10 protein-coding genes are annotated in these 13986 nt (G+C 59.9%); all 10 read left to right on the forward strand.

The window, feature by feature from the left end:
• Positions 1–16 precede the first annotated feature (16 nt).
• The 10 genes from MPN23_RS07995 to MPN23_RS08040 all read left to right on the forward strand — a co-directional run bounded on the left by MPN23_RS07995 (position 17) and on the right by MPN23_RS08040 (position 13947).
• On the forward strand, positions 17–1744 hold the full coding sequence (locus MPN23_RS07995; RefSeq protein WP_243547170.1) for a PAS domain-containing sensor histidine kinase: 1728 nt from the start codon (positions 17–19) through the stop codon (positions 1742–1744).
• A 219-nt stretch (positions 1745–1963) separates the two neighbouring features.
• The gene (locus MPN23_RS08000) at positions 1964–4156 is read left to right on the forward strand and encodes an MFS transporter (RefSeq protein WP_243547171.1); all 2193 of its coding nucleotides are present in this window, start codon (positions 1964–1966) and stop codon (positions 4154–4156) included.
• A 344-nt stretch (positions 4157–4500) separates the two neighbouring features.
• A complete protein-coding gene (locus MPN23_RS08005; protein WP_243547172.1) occupies positions 4501–6216 on the forward strand; it encodes a sensor histidine kinase in 1716 nt (571 codons plus the stop codon).
• A gap of 3 nt (positions 6217–6219) precedes the next feature.
• Positions 6220–7566 carry a sigma-54-dependent transcriptional regulator gene (locus MPN23_RS08010; RefSeq protein WP_243547173.1) on the forward strand — a complete coding sequence of 449 codons (1347 nt, stop codon included), beginning with the start codon at positions 6220–6222 and terminating at the stop codon, positions 7564–7566.
• 329 nt (positions 7567–7895) lie between these two features.
• On the forward strand, positions 7896–8543 hold the full coding sequence (locus tag MPN23_RS08015) for a succinate dehydrogenase/fumarate reductase transmembrane subunit (protein ID WP_243547174.1): 648 nt from the start codon (positions 7896–7898) through the stop codon (positions 8541–8543).
• Between the two features lie 13 nt (positions 8544–8556).
• On the forward strand, positions 8557–10437 hold the full coding sequence (locus MPN23_RS08020; RefSeq protein ID WP_243547175.1) for a fumarate reductase flavoprotein subunit: 1881 nt from the start codon (positions 8557–8559) through the stop codon (positions 10435–10437).
• A gap of 25 nt (positions 10438–10462) precedes the next feature.
• Positions 10463–11203 carry a fumarate reductase iron-sulfur subunit gene (locus tag MPN23_RS08025; protein ID WP_243547176.1) on the forward strand — a complete coding sequence of 247 codons (741 nt, stop codon included), beginning with the start codon at positions 10463–10465 and terminating at the stop codon, positions 11201–11203.
• Between the two features lies 1 nt (position 11204).
• Complete coding sequence (locus MPN23_RS08030; protein ID WP_243547177.1) at positions 11205–12044, forward strand: fumarate hydratase; 840 nt, start codon at positions 11205–11207, stop codon at positions 12042–12044.
• On the forward strand, positions 12044–12601 hold the full coding sequence (locus MPN23_RS08035; RefSeq protein WP_243547178.1) for a Fe-S-containing hydro-lyase: 558 nt from the start codon (positions 12044–12046) through the stop codon (positions 12599–12601). Before MPN23_RS08030 ends, MPN23_RS08035 begins: the two co-directional genes overlap by 1 nt.
• Before the next feature lie 26 nt (positions 12602–12627).
• Positions 12628–13947, forward strand: a complete 1320-nt coding sequence (locus tag MPN23_RS08040) for a malic enzyme-like NAD(P)-binding protein (RefSeq protein ID WP_279388705.1) — start codon at positions 12628–12630, stop codon at positions 13945–13947.
• The last annotated feature ends 39 nt before the right edge of the window (positions 13948–13986 follow it).

Here is a 13986-nt window from a genome sequence, read left to right on the forward strand (position 1 = left end):
TGCATTGCGGGGAACGATGTACGCCATACTGCTTGTTTCGACCATGCTGCAATTCGCAGCCGCGTTCCTTGCCCTGCGACTCATCCCTCTCACGGGACGCAACTGGTCCTGGACCATCATCTCCATCGGCATATTCGGCATGGCAGCCCGGCGACTGTACAGTCTCAAGGACGTACTGCTCGGCGACCGCATACCACGCATGGACTTCGAACTGGTCGGCCTGTTCGTTTCCGCGGCCCTGTTCCTCGGTCTTCTCATGCTCATTCCCCTGTTCCGCACCCTGAAGCAGGGACGGGACGAACTGACGGAATGCGAACGACGGTTCCGCATCGTGGCGGACACGACCCGGGCATGGGAATACTGGCAGGCCCGTGACGGTTCCTTTGCCTACATGTCTCCGGCCTGCGAACGCATCACCGGCTACACCCGCGACGAATTCATGGCCGATCCCGGCCTGCTCGAACGCATTGTGCATCCGGACGATCACGAGACCGTTTCCCGACATTTCGCTCTGGAGGGAGAAGACCGCGACCCCGGCTATCTGGACTTCCGCATCAGGGCCAGGGACGGCTCCGAGCACTGGCTGGTGCATCACTGCACCCCGGTCCACGACGAAAACGGAGTGTATGCGGGCATCCGGGCCAGCAACCGCATCATCGACACGCGCAAATGCACGGAGGAAGCCCTGCGCGCCAGTCGCCGGGAGTATCAGGACCTTGTGGAACAGGCCCTGTGCGTGGTGCTCCGCATGGATACCAGCGGACGCATTTCCTTCATCAACAGCTACGGGGCGGATCTTTTCGGATATGCCGCCGAAGAGCTTCTCGGCAGACACGTCGTCGGGACCATACTGCCTTCGGTGGATCGAAACGGTCAGCAATCCGAACAGACCGTCGGCAGCCTCATTTCGAAAATGCATGGCCCGGACTTCACGGAATCCGAATGCATGCGCAAGGACGGTTCCCGCATATGGCTCTCCTGGGCGCATTCGAGCCTGCGCAACGCCAACGGAGAGACCTCGGAATTCCTTTCCGTAGGGCTGGACGTGACGGCCCGCAAGGCGGCCGAGGCCTTTCGCGAGGATGTAGCGCGCATCGTCCGGCATGATCTCAAGTCCCCGCTCGCCGGAATCATCAGCGTACCCAAGGCCATGCGCGACGACGGAAATCTCACCCCGGAACAGCTGGAGCTTCTGAACGCACTTGAGGAAACCGGGCTGCGCATGATGAACATGATCAACAGCTCCCTGAATCTCTACAAGATGGAAGCCGGGCAATACGAATTTCAGGCCGAACCCGTGGATCTGGTCGCAGTGGCGGCCAAGGCCGGAGAAGATGTGCAGAAACTGCGCACACGCAAGGTGCCTGTCCGTATCCACCTGAACGGCAGGCCGATCCGGGAAAACGATTCCATGGAAGTTCCCGGCGACCCCAATCTGCTGCGAAACATGGCGGAAAATCTGCTGCTCAACGCAGTGGAGGCTTCGGACGACCAGCCTGTGGAAATCAAATTTGAAACGGATGGGAAATGCGTCATGGAAATCCGCAACAAGCTTGCCGTACCACGGGAAATCCGCGACAAATTTTTCGAAAAGTACGCGACTTCGGGCAAGTCGGGCGGAACTGGTCTCGGCACCTACAGTGCATGGTTGACCGCGCGCGTGCATGACGGTGACATCGCCATGACCACGTCCGAGGAAACCGGGACCTGCGTCCGCGTGACCCTGCCCTGCGCCAAGGCATAATCCGCTCTCCGCCCCCCCTCCCCATATCGCAAAAACGTTACAGGCCGAAAAAACGGCCGGCACTGCGCATTATCGCGATCTTTTTTCGCCAGCCAATTCGTTCACGAAGTACATTGAAAAAGATCGTCTGATAAAACAATTGGTTGAAATATGCAGGAACCGCTTGCCAAAAAGGGTGTTTTGCAGTCACATTGCCCGGAATCGTTTTCAGGATATGCAATGTCTACCAACACTGTAGAAAAACGTTCCCTCGCCGAACAGCGAATATTCGCGGTCATCCTGAGCAGCGGCTTCCTGTCCACGCTCGGGGTCGGCCTGTTTTCCTTCACCATGCCCTTGGTCAGCCTGGACGAAAAGGTGAGCGGGGCATGGCTTGGCAGTGCGTTTGCCGGCTACTACTTCGCCAAGCTGCTGATAGCCCCGCTGTCCGGCCTCTGGGCGGACAGGGCCGGACCGCGCACGCCGCTGCTCGCCGCCTCGCTCATGGGAGCCGCGGCCCCCCTGCTGTATCTCCTGCATCCGGGCATGCCCATCCTGTATTTCATCCAGTTCGTCATGGGACTCGTCTCGGGCCTGATAAAACCCGTGGGCCTCGCCGTGCTCGGTGGGAGTGGCAGGCAGTCGGAGCTTTCCCGATGGTTCAGCCTCCACGCGCTGGTATTCAATGTCGCACTCTTCTGCGGTCCCATGGTCGGCGGCATCCTGTACCTGAATCGCGACATGACGCCCATAATGACCGGATTGTCCCTCTGCATGGCCCTGACCACCGTGATCCTCGGCATCGGTCTGCCGAACCACATCAGGACCCGGAAGCAGCGCAGTGCCATGTCCGCCTCGGCACGACAGCCGTCCCCGTTCGACATGACCGCCCTCTGCATGGCTCTGGCCGGGCGCACTCTGGGCATCGGCATGGTCGTCACCTTCTATCCCATCCTGCTCTCCACCATGCTGGGCAGACACGGCATGGTCATCGGCGCAACATTCGCCACGCCCAATCTGGTGGCCTGCCTGGGGCTGTTCCTGTCCGGCCACATATTCCGCGGACGTCCCCGCCCCATGACCGTGGTGGCGGGCATGCTCCTGAGCGCAGCCGGAGTTTTCGCCCTCGGAGCATGCCGGGAACTCTGGCAGTTCGCTCTGGCCGGGACCATCATGGGCCTTGGATCGGCCATCTCCATTCCCAGTTCCATGGCTCTGGCCTCCTCTCTTGCCCGCAGTCAGGGAAAAATCTTCGGAACCGCACATTTTGCTGCGGGAATCGGCTTTCTTGTCGGCCCGCTGCTAGGCGGACTCATCATCCGGAACTATCACTCCATAGGCCCGGCCATGCAGGTCGCCGCCATTCTCGGTGCCTGCCTGTGCCTGCCGCTCATGGTTCCGGCCTTTGAGGACCAGCTCAAATGGGGCCGCCGTCTGGCATGGGGCGGAGCCCTGTTCTGCACCATCGCCATGGCCGGATTCGGTTCCCTGCCTCTTGTCCTGCAGAAGCAGGTCATCCCCAAATCCGCGCCCGGCCTGTATTATTACACCGATGTGGCCATGGGCACCGTGGTGCGCCTCACTCTGGTGGCCCGCAACGAAACCGAAGCGGACGCGGCCTTTGACAAGGTGCTCACCTCCATGCGCTCGATCCAGCGCGATCTCGATTTCCGTTCCGCCAGCGGCTCCATCGGCCGCATCAACCGAAACGCAGGCCGGAACTGGGTCACTCCCACGCCTCGCGCCTACGGTCTGCTTCAGCGCACCCTGAACCTGAGCCGCCTTTCAAACGGCATTTTCGATCCCACGGTCGGTGCGCTGACCACTTCGCCCCTGTATTACGCTCTGGACGAAACAATAGCCCAGGCCAAAAAGGATCTCGTGGACTACCGCATGATCATTGTCGACGAGACCACCAAGCGCGTGCGGCTCAAGAAACGGGGCATGGCCCTGGACATGGGCGGCATAGCCAAGGGCACCATCATCGATGAAGCCGTGGCCATACTCAGAAAGCAGGGCATCAAGGCAGGCATTGTCGAAGCTGGCGGCGACTTCTACTGTTTCGGCAACCGCGACTGGACCGTGGGCGTCCGCCATCCCCGGGCCCAGAAAATCTACACCACGGTCACGGTGCGGGAAAAGGGCGTCTGCGGCTCCGGCGACTATCAGCAGTTCGTGGCCATCCAGGACGAGCAGGAAACCATTCTCCGCCATCACATCATCAATCCTTCGGACATGGACTCCGCCCACGAATCCGTAGGCGTGACGGTCATCGCGAACTCGGCGGAAAAAGCCGACGCCCTTGCCACGACCCTGTTCATCCTCGGCCCGAACAGGGGGCGCGCATTCATGCGGGAGCACTTTCCCAAGGATGCGGCGCTCTGGTTCAGACCCGATCTGTCCGTTGCCGTGACCGACAATTTCCCGAGATGATCGTCCTTGAAATGCACCGCCGGGTGCACTCTCCCCCGACTTGCGGTATGCAACTTGCTTTGAAGGCAAGGATGCCCCATGCAATCGGGGAAAAAAGGCCATGGAGGCGACTTGTCATGCTTTTTCCGCCTGTTGAGAGCGGAAATGATTTGAAAAATAGGCGGATTTTCGCCGACCAGACCGAAAAACAGAGCCGAATCCCGCGCAAAAGCAGTTTGCTTGCGCATTTCGAAACAACGTGATTCGATTTTTACCGAAAGCAGTTTGCAAAAATGAATGAACATCCAAACATCTTGCAGAAGACCAAAACCAGGGCCTTTCCCATAGCCATAAGCGGATTCTTCATGCTTGGAATCCCCTTTCTCGTGGGACTGGTGGTCTATTACAATTATCTTCAGGACCTGGAGCGGGTCTCCAACGAACGCCTGACCCTGTATGAAAGCACGCTCAATTCCGCCCTGCAGAAATACGAATACCTGCCCTATCTCGTTGCCAAGACCGATATCGCGCACCAACTCCTGACCACGGGCAAGGACCTCACCGAAGTCAACATGTTTCTGGAACAGGCCAATCTCAAGGCCGGGTCCGCAGCCCTGTACATCCTCAATCCCGATGGCATCGTGGTGGCAGCCAGCAATTGGCGGGAAAAGAACAACTTCGTCGGTCTGAACCTGAGTTTCCGCCCGTACTTCAAGGACGCCCTGCGCGGAAACGACGGAAAATTCTTCGGTGTGGGCGTAACCGTGGGCAAGCCCGGGTTCTACATTTCCCATCCCATTCTCGTGAATCGCAAGGTCGTGGGCGTGGCCACGGTCAAGATCGTGCTCTCCCAGCTGGAAGCCCTGTGGCAGGAGGGCGGCGAAACCGTATTCGTGGCCGACTCCAACGGCGTGATCGTGCTGTCCAGTCGTCCGTCATGGAAGTATCGTACGCTGGCAGCGCTCTCCTCGGACATTCTGGACACCATTCACGAGCGTTGGCAGTACCCGGAACTCAAGCTCAAGTACCTGCCCTCCAAACGCACGTCCCGCATGGGTGCCATGGAGGAAGTGACCATCGGCACCGAACGTTTTCTGGAAAAGACCCGATCCATCCCGGACATGGACTGGGAAATCCGCTACCTCATGCAGCAGGATGCCCTGTGGGAACGCACGCTGGGGACCTCCCTCACCTCCTTTGTTCTGGTGGGACTCGCCATCCTGACACGACTTTTCCTGCGTGAACGTCGCCAGAAGGAGATATCCCGCCAGCAGGCCATCGAGGCCGAACGCGTCCGGGCCATCAACCGGCAGCTTGCTCAGGAAATCGAGGAACGCAAACGCACGGAACAGGAATTGCGCGAGGCGCAGGAGGAACTCATTCAGGCGGGCAAACTGGCCGCGCTCGGGGAAATGTCCACGGCCGTGGCACACGAGCTGAACCAGCCCATTGCGGCCATCAAGACCTACATTGCGAGCTGCAAGCTCATGATGGCACGCAACAAGCCGGAAAGACTGGAAGAAACGCTAACGAAAATATCGGACCTCGGCGACAGGCTGGCCAAGGTCACGGGCAACCTGAAATCCTTTGTACGCAAATCCTCGAACAAGAAGAGCGAATTCGATCTCAGATTGGCCATCAATGAATCCCTGACCCTGATGAAGCACCAGTTTCAGGTGGAAGCCTGCGACCTCAAGCTGACCCTGCCCGATGAACCCGTATTCATTCTGGGCGATCGTGTCAGGCTGGAGCAGGTGCTCATCAACCTGTTCCGCAACGCGCTGGATTCGCTCCAGGGCACCCCTTCGCCCTTTGTGGGCGTCACCCTGAGTCTGGGCATGGAGCACGCGAAAATCCATGTCTGGGACAACGGCCCGGGCATTGCGTCCGAGGTCGGCAAACGGCTGTTCGAACCCTTTGTCACCACCAAGAAGGACGGTGTTGGCGTCGGACTCGGACTTTCCATTTCATACAAGATAATCAAGGAGATGGGCGGCGAAATTCGTGGCGGAAACCGAGACGGAAGCGGCGCGGAATTCGTGATTCGCCTGCCCCTGTCCAAACCTTTGGAGGAGGGGTAGCCAATGCCCCAGGTCATTCTTGTCGACGACGAGCAATCTGTCCGGGATTCGGCCCGGCAATGGCTCGAACTTTCCGACTTCACCGTGGAGGACTATCCGGACGCGCGGGAAGCACTGGGCACCATTGCCCGCAACTATGCCGGAATCGTGCTCTCGGACGTGAAAATGCCCGGGCTGGACGGTCTGGCCTTTCAAAAGGAAATCGCCAAGATCGATCCGGACATCCCGGTCGTGCTCTTCACCGGCCACGGCGACATTGCCATGGCCGTGGAAGCCATCCGGGGCGGAGCCTACGATTTCGTGGAAAAGCCGTTCGATCCGGAGCGCATCGTGGAAACCATCAAGCGCGCTCTGGAAAAGCGCCAGCTCATTCTGGAAAACCGACGCCTCAAGGAAGAACTGGCCAGCAATCAGGGACTCGAATCCCGGTTGGTCGGCACCAGCAGGCCCATGCGCGAACTCAAGCAGGAAATCGCCCACATCGCGCCCACCATCGCCAATGTCCTGATCATCGGCGAAACCGGCACGGGCAAGGAAGTCATTGCCCGGTCCATCCACAACCTGAGCGGCCGGAAAAAAGGTCCGTCACTGGCCCTGAACTGCGCCGCCATTCCCGTGAACATGGCGGAAAGCGAACTCTTCGGCCACAAGCCCGGCGCATTCACCGGTGCGCAGGGCAAGCGCATCGGCAAGCTGGAAGCGGCCAACGGCGGCACCCTGTTTCTGGACGAGCTCAGTTCCATGCCCATGGACGTGCAGAGCAAGCTGCTGCGCGCTCTGGAATGCAAGGAGATCACCCCGCTCGGGGGCAACACGCCCCAGCCCGTGGAGTTTCGGCTGATTTCCGCCATGAACGAAAATCCGCGCAAGGCCATTGAAGAAGGCAGGCTCAGGGAAGACCTGTATTTCCGCATAAATACCGTTGAATTGCGCGTCCCTCCCCTGCGGGAACGCAAGGACGACATCCCCATGCTGTTCTCCTTCTTTCTGGAACGCGCGGCCGACACCTACGGCAAGGCCGTGGAGCCGCTCTCCCCGGAAAGCCTGACCATCATGATGGGCCATGACTGGCCCGGCAACGTGCGGGAACTCAAGAGTCTGGCCGAACGCTACGTGCTCTCGGCCCTGCCTCCCAACGAGCGCATCTCCAAGCTGCTCTCCACGCGCAACGTGGACCAGCACGCCTCCTCTGTCTGCCTCAGGGATCAGGTCGCCACGTTCGAACAGCACATCATTCGGGAAGCCCTGGCCCGCCACAACGGCAATATCAAGAAGGTCATTGCGGACCTCCGCGTCCCCCGTCGCACCCTCAATGAAAAGATGGCCAAATACGGCCTGAAACGTTCCTAACATATCAATCGGCGGATTTTCGCTCATTGCCCGTCTCGGCATAAGCGAAAATCCGCCTTCCTTTCTATCCACCAAAATATAACTACCTGTTTTAAAAGGCATTATAAATTATAATGCCTTGGCACAACTGTTGCTCATTCGTTTCCGTTGCGACCCAAAAAATTTTGTGAATCGCCATAAACGAGGAGGTTTGAATGAGGAATGGGGCGGTGTTTTCACAGGACTGCGGGCGCAGGCCCGGCCTGGCCGCCACGCAGGCTGCAGCACCCGAGCACGAGGCCCTGGCGCATGCCAGTTTCATTTCAATTCTATGAAAAACAGGTGAACCAATGCTGAAAACCAACACGACATCCGTAGCAGGCCTGTCCCGTGTCGACGCCGGTCTTGACTGGCTTCAGATGCTCACGGGCGCAAGTCTCATTCTGTTCATGTGGTGTCACATGCTGCTCGTTTCTTCAGTGGTGATCTCGCCGAGCATCATGAACGCCATCGCCGAGTTCTTCGAGGCCACCTACATGGCTCAGGTCGGCGGTCCCCTGATCTTTCTGACATTCCTGCTTCACTTCGTGCTTGCCGCGCGGAAGATTCCGTTTCGCGTGGAAGGGCAAAGCACCATCTGGGCTCACGCAAAGATGCTGAAACACCGCGACACATGGCTGTGGGTCGTTCAGGCCGTCACCGCCATGATCATCCTGATTCTCGGTGCCATCCACATGTGGGTCGTGCTCAACGACCTGCCCATCACCGCGGCCAAGTCCGCCGCGCGCATGCAGCACTTCTGGTGGTTCGTGTTCTACATGATCCTGCTTCCCTGCGTCGAACTCCACGTCAGCGTCGGCTTCTACCGCATCGGCGTGAAATGGGGATTCGTCAAATCCGAGCAGCGTCAGGGTTTCAAGAAGTTCGAGACCACGTTGTTCTCCATCTTCATGGCCATCGGCATCATTACCCTGATCCGCTTTGTAACGTTAGGCTAACGAGGTTCATTCCATGCAAACATACTACTCAGATCTGCTCGTGATCGGCGCCGGACTGGCTGGTGAGCGCGTAGCCTGTGAAGCTGCCCAGAGCGGTTTCAAGACCACCTGTCTCTCCATCGTCCCGGCCAGGCGTTCCCACTCTTCTGCGGCCCAGGGCGGCATGCAGGCCGCACTCGGCAACTGTGCCAAGGGTGAAGGCGACTGCTGCGACATCCACTTCATCGACACGGTCAAGGGCTCGGACTGGGGCTGCGACCAGGAAGTGGCCCGTCTCTTCGCGGACGCCGCTCCCATCGAAATGCGCCGCCTGGCTCATTGGGGCGTGCCGTGGAACCGCGTCGTTCCCGGACAGTCCTTCTACTTCAAGGGCGGGGAAAAATTCGAGAAATATGAAAAGGAAGAAAAGGAAGGCCTGATCACGGCCCGTTCCTTCGGCGGCACCGCCAAATGGCGCACCTGCTATACTTCGGACGGCACCGGCCATGCGGTCATGTGCACCATGGACAACCGCTGCGCCGAACTCGGCATCGACGTGTTCGACAAGAAGGAAGCCATTTCCCTGATCCATGACGGCAAGACCTGCATGGGCGCGGTGGTCCGCTGCCTGCGCACCGGCCAGCTCGAGGTCTTCCTTGCCAAGGCGACCGCCATCTGCACCGGCGGTTTCGGTCGCATCTACAAGGCCACCACCAACGCAGTCATCTGCGACGGCGGCGGTCACATCATCGCCCACGAAACCGGACTGGTGCCCATCGGCAACCCCGAGTCCATCCAGTTCCACCCCACGGGCATCGTGCCCACGGACATTCTGGTCACCGAAGGCTGCCGCGGCGACGGCGGAACCCTGCTCGACGTGAATGAAGAACGCTTCATGCACATCTACGAGCCGGACAAGGCCGAACTGGCCTCCCGCGACGTGGTCTCCCGCTGGATGACCCACCACATGCGGCAGGGCAAGGGCGTCAAGACCCCATACGGCGAACACCTCTGGCTGGACATCCGCCATCTCGGCGACCACCACATCTCCACCAAGCTGCGCGAAGTGGATGAAATCTGCCATCACTTCCTCGGCGTGGACCCGCGCAAGGAACTCATTCCCGTGCGCCCCACCCAGCACTACACCATGGCCGGCATCCGCACCAACAAGGACGGCGCGGCCTACGGACTGGAAGGCCTGTACTCCGCCGGTGAAGCCGCCTGCTGGGACATGCACGGCTTCAACCGTCTGGGCGGCAACTCCCTGGCCGAAACCGTTGTTGCCGGCGGCATCATCGGTTCCAAGATCGTGGAATTCCTCCAGGGTTACGAAACCCGCTTCGATACCCGTACCGTCAATCTGGCCGTCAAGAAGCAGGAAGAACGCATCCATGACCTGATCCACGGCCGCAAGGGCAAGCTCAATGTGTATCAGGTGCGCAACGAGTTGCAGGAAGCCCTGATGAAGGGCTGCTTCGTGTTCCGCAATCAGGAAGGATTGGAGGAATGCGTGGAGACCCTGCAGAAGACGCTGGAAAAATCCCGCAAGGTCGGTCTGGTATCCGACGGCATCGGCGCGAACTACGAGCTGGGCGCAGCCATGAAGCTGGAAGGCCAGGTCCGTCTCGGCCTGTGCATTGCCCAGGCAGCCCTGCAGCGCACCGAATCCCGCGGCTCCCACAACCGCGAAGACTACCCCGAGCGCAATGACAAGGATTGGCTCAACCGCACTCTGGCCTACTGGCCTGAAGGCGCTGACATGCCCGAGCTCTCCTACGAAGACACCACTTCCGTCTTCGAGCTGCCTCCGGGCGACCGCGGCTACGGCGGCGGCACGATCATTCCCGCCGATGAAAAGTATGTGAAGGAGCGCACCGTCAAGAGCCCCGTCACCGAAATCGGCAAGAAGAAGTAACCCGGATCAAAAAGAGGAATGCATCATGGGCAGACAATTACAGTTCGAAATATTCCGGTACAATCCCCAGAAAAAGGGAGACGTGCCGCACATGCAGACGTTCACCCTTGACGAAACCCCGAACATGACCCTGTTCATCGCCCTGAACAGGCTGCGCGAGGAGCAGGACTCCAGCCTGATGTTCGACTTCTGCTGCCGCGCCGGCATCTGCGGCGCGTGTGCCATGGTCATCAACGGGCGCCCCGGTCTGGCCTGCCAGACCAAGACCAAGGACCAGCCGTCCAGGATCACCCTGCATCCCCTGCCGATCTTCAAGCTGGTCGGCGACCTGGCCGTGGATACCGGTGTCTGGTTCCGCGAAATGTACGCCAAGACCGAATCCTGGGTGCACACGACCAAGCAGTTCGACCCCAAGAGGCAGGAAGAACGCATGGACAACGAGGTCGCCGAGCAGATTTACGAGCTCGAACGCTGCATCGAATGCGGATGTTGCGTGGCGGCCTGCGGAACCGCCCGGCTGCGTGACGACTTCATGGGCGCGGCGGGCCTGAACCGCATTGCCCGCTTCGTGGTCGACCCGCGCGACGAGCGCACCGACAAGCAGTACTTCGAAATCATCGGCAACGATCACGGCATATTCGGCTGCATGGGCCTGCTGGCGTGCGAGGACGTGTGTCCCAAGAAGCTGCCTTTGCAGAACCAGCTCGGATTCCTGCGTCGCAAGATGGGCATCACCGCAATCAAGGAAATATTCAGGAAGAAGTAACATGCGCACTATTCACACCAGCGAAATCATTGATGCCGTGGCCAACATGTGCATCAAGGCCAACACCGAGCTGCCGGACGACGTCCGCGCCAAGCTGGAACAGGCCCTGGCAGAGGAAACCTCCCCGTCCGCCAAGGAAGTGCTTCGTCAGCTTCTGGAAAACGCGGATCTGGCCCGCGACACCAAACTGCCCCTGTGTCAGGACACCGGCCTTGCCGTGCTGTTCGTGGAATTGGGCGACGAAGTGAAGATCGAGGGCGGCAACCTGCGCGAAGCCATCAACGAAGGCGTACGCAAGGGCTACAAGGACGGCTTCCTCCGCAAGTCCTCCTGCCATCCCCTGACCCGCGCCAACATGGGCGACAACACCCCGGCCATCATCCACTTCGACATGGTGCCCGGCGACAAGCTGAAGATGGTCTTCATGGCCAAGGGCGGCGGCAGCGAAAACATGAGCCGCGTCACCATGCTGGCTCCGGCGCAGGGCTGGGAAGGCATCAAGAAATTCGTCATCAACCGCATTGCCGAAGCCGGCCCCAACCCCTGCCCGCCCACCATCGTGGGCATCGGCATCGGCGGCACCTTCGACCATGCTGCCAAGATCGCCAAGAAATCCCTGATGCGCCGCCTGGACGACACGCATCCGGATCCGCAAATCGCGGCCATGGAAAAGGAACTGGAAGAAGACCTGAACAAGCTCGGCGTCGGCCCCATGGGCCTCGGCGGCAAGACCACGGTCCTGAGCGTCAAGATCACCGTCGAACCCTGCCATCTGGCAAGCCTTCCCCTGGCCGTCAATGTCCAGTGCCACTCCCAGAGGCACGAGGAGGTTGTACTCTAATGGCTGAATACAAGCTGAACACCCCGTTGACCGATGAAGACATCGTGCAGCTCAAGGCCGGAGACGTGGTCTTCCTGACCGGAACCATCTACTCGGCCCGCGACGCGGCGCACAAGAAACTCGTGGAGCTTCTGGATCAGGGCAAGGAACTGCCCTTCGACCTCGAAGGCGCGGCCATCTACTACGTCGGCCCCAGCCCGGCGCCTCCGGGCCGCCCCATCGGCGCTGCCGGTCCCACCACCAGCTACCGCATGGATTCCTTTGCCCCGCGCCTGTACAGCCTCGGCCTCAAGGCCACCATCGGCAAGGGAAAGCGCGACGAGCCCACCCGTCAGGCCATGCAGGACTACAAGGCCGTGTACTTCGGCGCCACCGGCGGAGCCGGTGCCCTGCTGTCCAACTCCATCGTGGAGTCCACGGTCATCGCCTTTGACGAACTCGGCCCCGAAGCCATCCGCGAAATGAAGGTGCAGGACTTCCCGCTTCTCGTCATCAACGACGCACACGGCAACGAACTGTATGCAGTGCCGGACCGCAAGGCGGCCGGGATCGAATAACGGTTATCAACCACAAGGAGATTGAAATGGCATTGTTCACCAAGCAAGAAGCTCTTGATTACCATTCCCAGGGACGGAAAGGCAAAATCGAAGTGGTTCCGGTCAAGCCCTGCGTGACCCAGAAGCATCTGTCCATGGCCTACAGCCCGGGCGTTGCCGAAGCGTGCATGGAAATCGCCGCAGACGAAGCGAAATCCTTTGAATACACCGGTCGCGGCAATCTGGTCGGCGTGGTTTCCAACGGCACCGCCGTGCTGGGCCTCGGCAACATCGGCGCTCCCGCAGGCAAGCCGGTCATGGAAGGCAAGGGCGTTCTGTTCAAGGTATTCGGCGATGTGGACGTCTTCGACATCAACCTGAACGAATCCGATCCCGACAAGATCATCGAAATCGTCAAGGCGCTGGAGCCCACCTTCGGTGGCATCAATCTGGAAGACATCAAGGCCCCCGAGTGCTTCTACATCGAGGAGACCCTGAAAAAGGAAATGAACATTCCGGTCTTCCATGACGATCAGCACGGCACTGCCATCGTCACGGCCGCCGGCATGATGAATGCTCTGGAAATCTCCGGCAAGAAGGCCGAAAACCTGCGCGTGGTGGTTTCCGGTGCTGGCGCGGCCGCCATCGCCTGCACCAACCTGTACAAGAACATGGGCGTTGATCCCGAGAACATCGCCATGTTCGACTCCCGCGGCCACATCAACAAGAGCCGCACCGACCTGAACCCGACCAAGCAGGCCTACGCCACCAACAAGGAATACGCCTCTCTGGCCGAAGCCATGGTCGGCGCCGACTGCTTCCTGGGCCTGTCCGCCAAGGACGTGGTGTCCAAGGACATGGTCAAGACCATGGCCGCCAATCCCATCATCTTCGCCTGCGCGAACCCGGATCCCGAGATTTCCTACACCGACGCCAAGGAAGCCCGCCCCGACGCCATCATGGGCACCGGTCGCTCCGACTTCCCCAATCAGGTGAACAACGTGCTCGGCTTCCCCTTCATCTTCCGCGGCGCTCTGGATGTCGGGGCCACGGCCATCAATGAAGAAATGAAGCTCGCTGCCGCCCAGGCCCTGGCCGACCTCGCCAAGCAGCCCGCACCGGAATACGTGTGCAAGGCGTTCGGCGTGGACAAGCTGGAATTCGGCATCGACTACATCATCCCCAAGGCTCTTGACCTTCGCCTGATCGAATACGTGTCCGTGGCCGTTGCCAAGGCCGCCATGGAAACCGGGGTGGCCCGGAAGACCATCGATCTGGCCGAATATGCCAAGGGACTGCGCAAGCGCATCGCCGATTCCTCGGCCCGCGTGGGCGCGTTCGTGGAATCCTATCACCTGGGATTCTAGATTCGGAAAATCCTCTGTCGGGCGGGGATTGCGGCCCCG

The sequence above is a fragment of the Pseudodesulfovibrio tunisiensis genome, from assembly GCF_022809775.1.
In the GTDB taxonomy this organism is placed as follows: Bacteria; Desulfobacterota; Desulfovibrionia; order Desulfovibrionales; family Desulfovibrionaceae; genus Pseudodesulfovibrio; species Pseudodesulfovibrio tunisiensis.

Excerpts from the sequence above, each read along its gene's own strand:
- MPN23_RS08025 (WP_243547176.1), top strand. The coding sequence starts at position 10,463 with ATGGGCAGACAATTACAGTTCGAAATATTCCGGTACAATCCCCAGAAA.
- MPN23_RS07995 (WP_243547170.1), top strand. The coding sequence starts at position 17 with ATGTACGCCATACTGCTTGTTTCGACCATGCTGCAATTCGCAGCCGCG.
- MPN23_RS08040 (WP_279388705.1), top strand. The coding sequence starts at position 12,628 with ATGGCATTGTTCACCAAGCAAGAAGCTCTTGATTACCATTCCCAGGGA.
- MPN23_RS08035 (WP_243547178.1), top strand. The coding sequence starts at position 12,044 with ATGGCTGAATACAAGCTGAACACCCCGTTGACCGATGAAGACATCGTG.
- MPN23_RS08030 (WP_243547177.1), top strand. The coding sequence starts at position 11,205 with ATGCGCACTATTCACACCAGCGAAATCATTGATGCCGTGGCCAACATG.
- MPN23_RS08015 (WP_243547174.1), top strand. The coding sequence starts at position 7,896 with ATGCTGAAAACCAACACGACATCCGTAGCAGGCCTGTCCCGTGTCGAC.
- MPN23_RS08000 (WP_243547171.1), top strand. The coding sequence starts at position 1,964 with ATGTCTACCAACACTGTAGAAAAACGTTCCCTCGCCGAACAGCGAATA.
- MPN23_RS08010 (WP_243547173.1), top strand. The coding sequence starts at position 6,220 with ATGCCCCAGGTCATTCTTGTCGACGACGAGCAATCTGTCCGGGATTCG.
- MPN23_RS08020 (WP_243547175.1), top strand. The coding sequence starts at position 8,557 with ATGCAAACATACTACTCAGATCTGCTCGTGATCGGCGCCGGACTGGCT.
- MPN23_RS08005 (WP_243547172.1), top strand. The coding sequence starts at position 4,501 with ATGCTTGGAATCCCCTTTCTCGTGGGACTGGTGGTCTATTACAATTAT.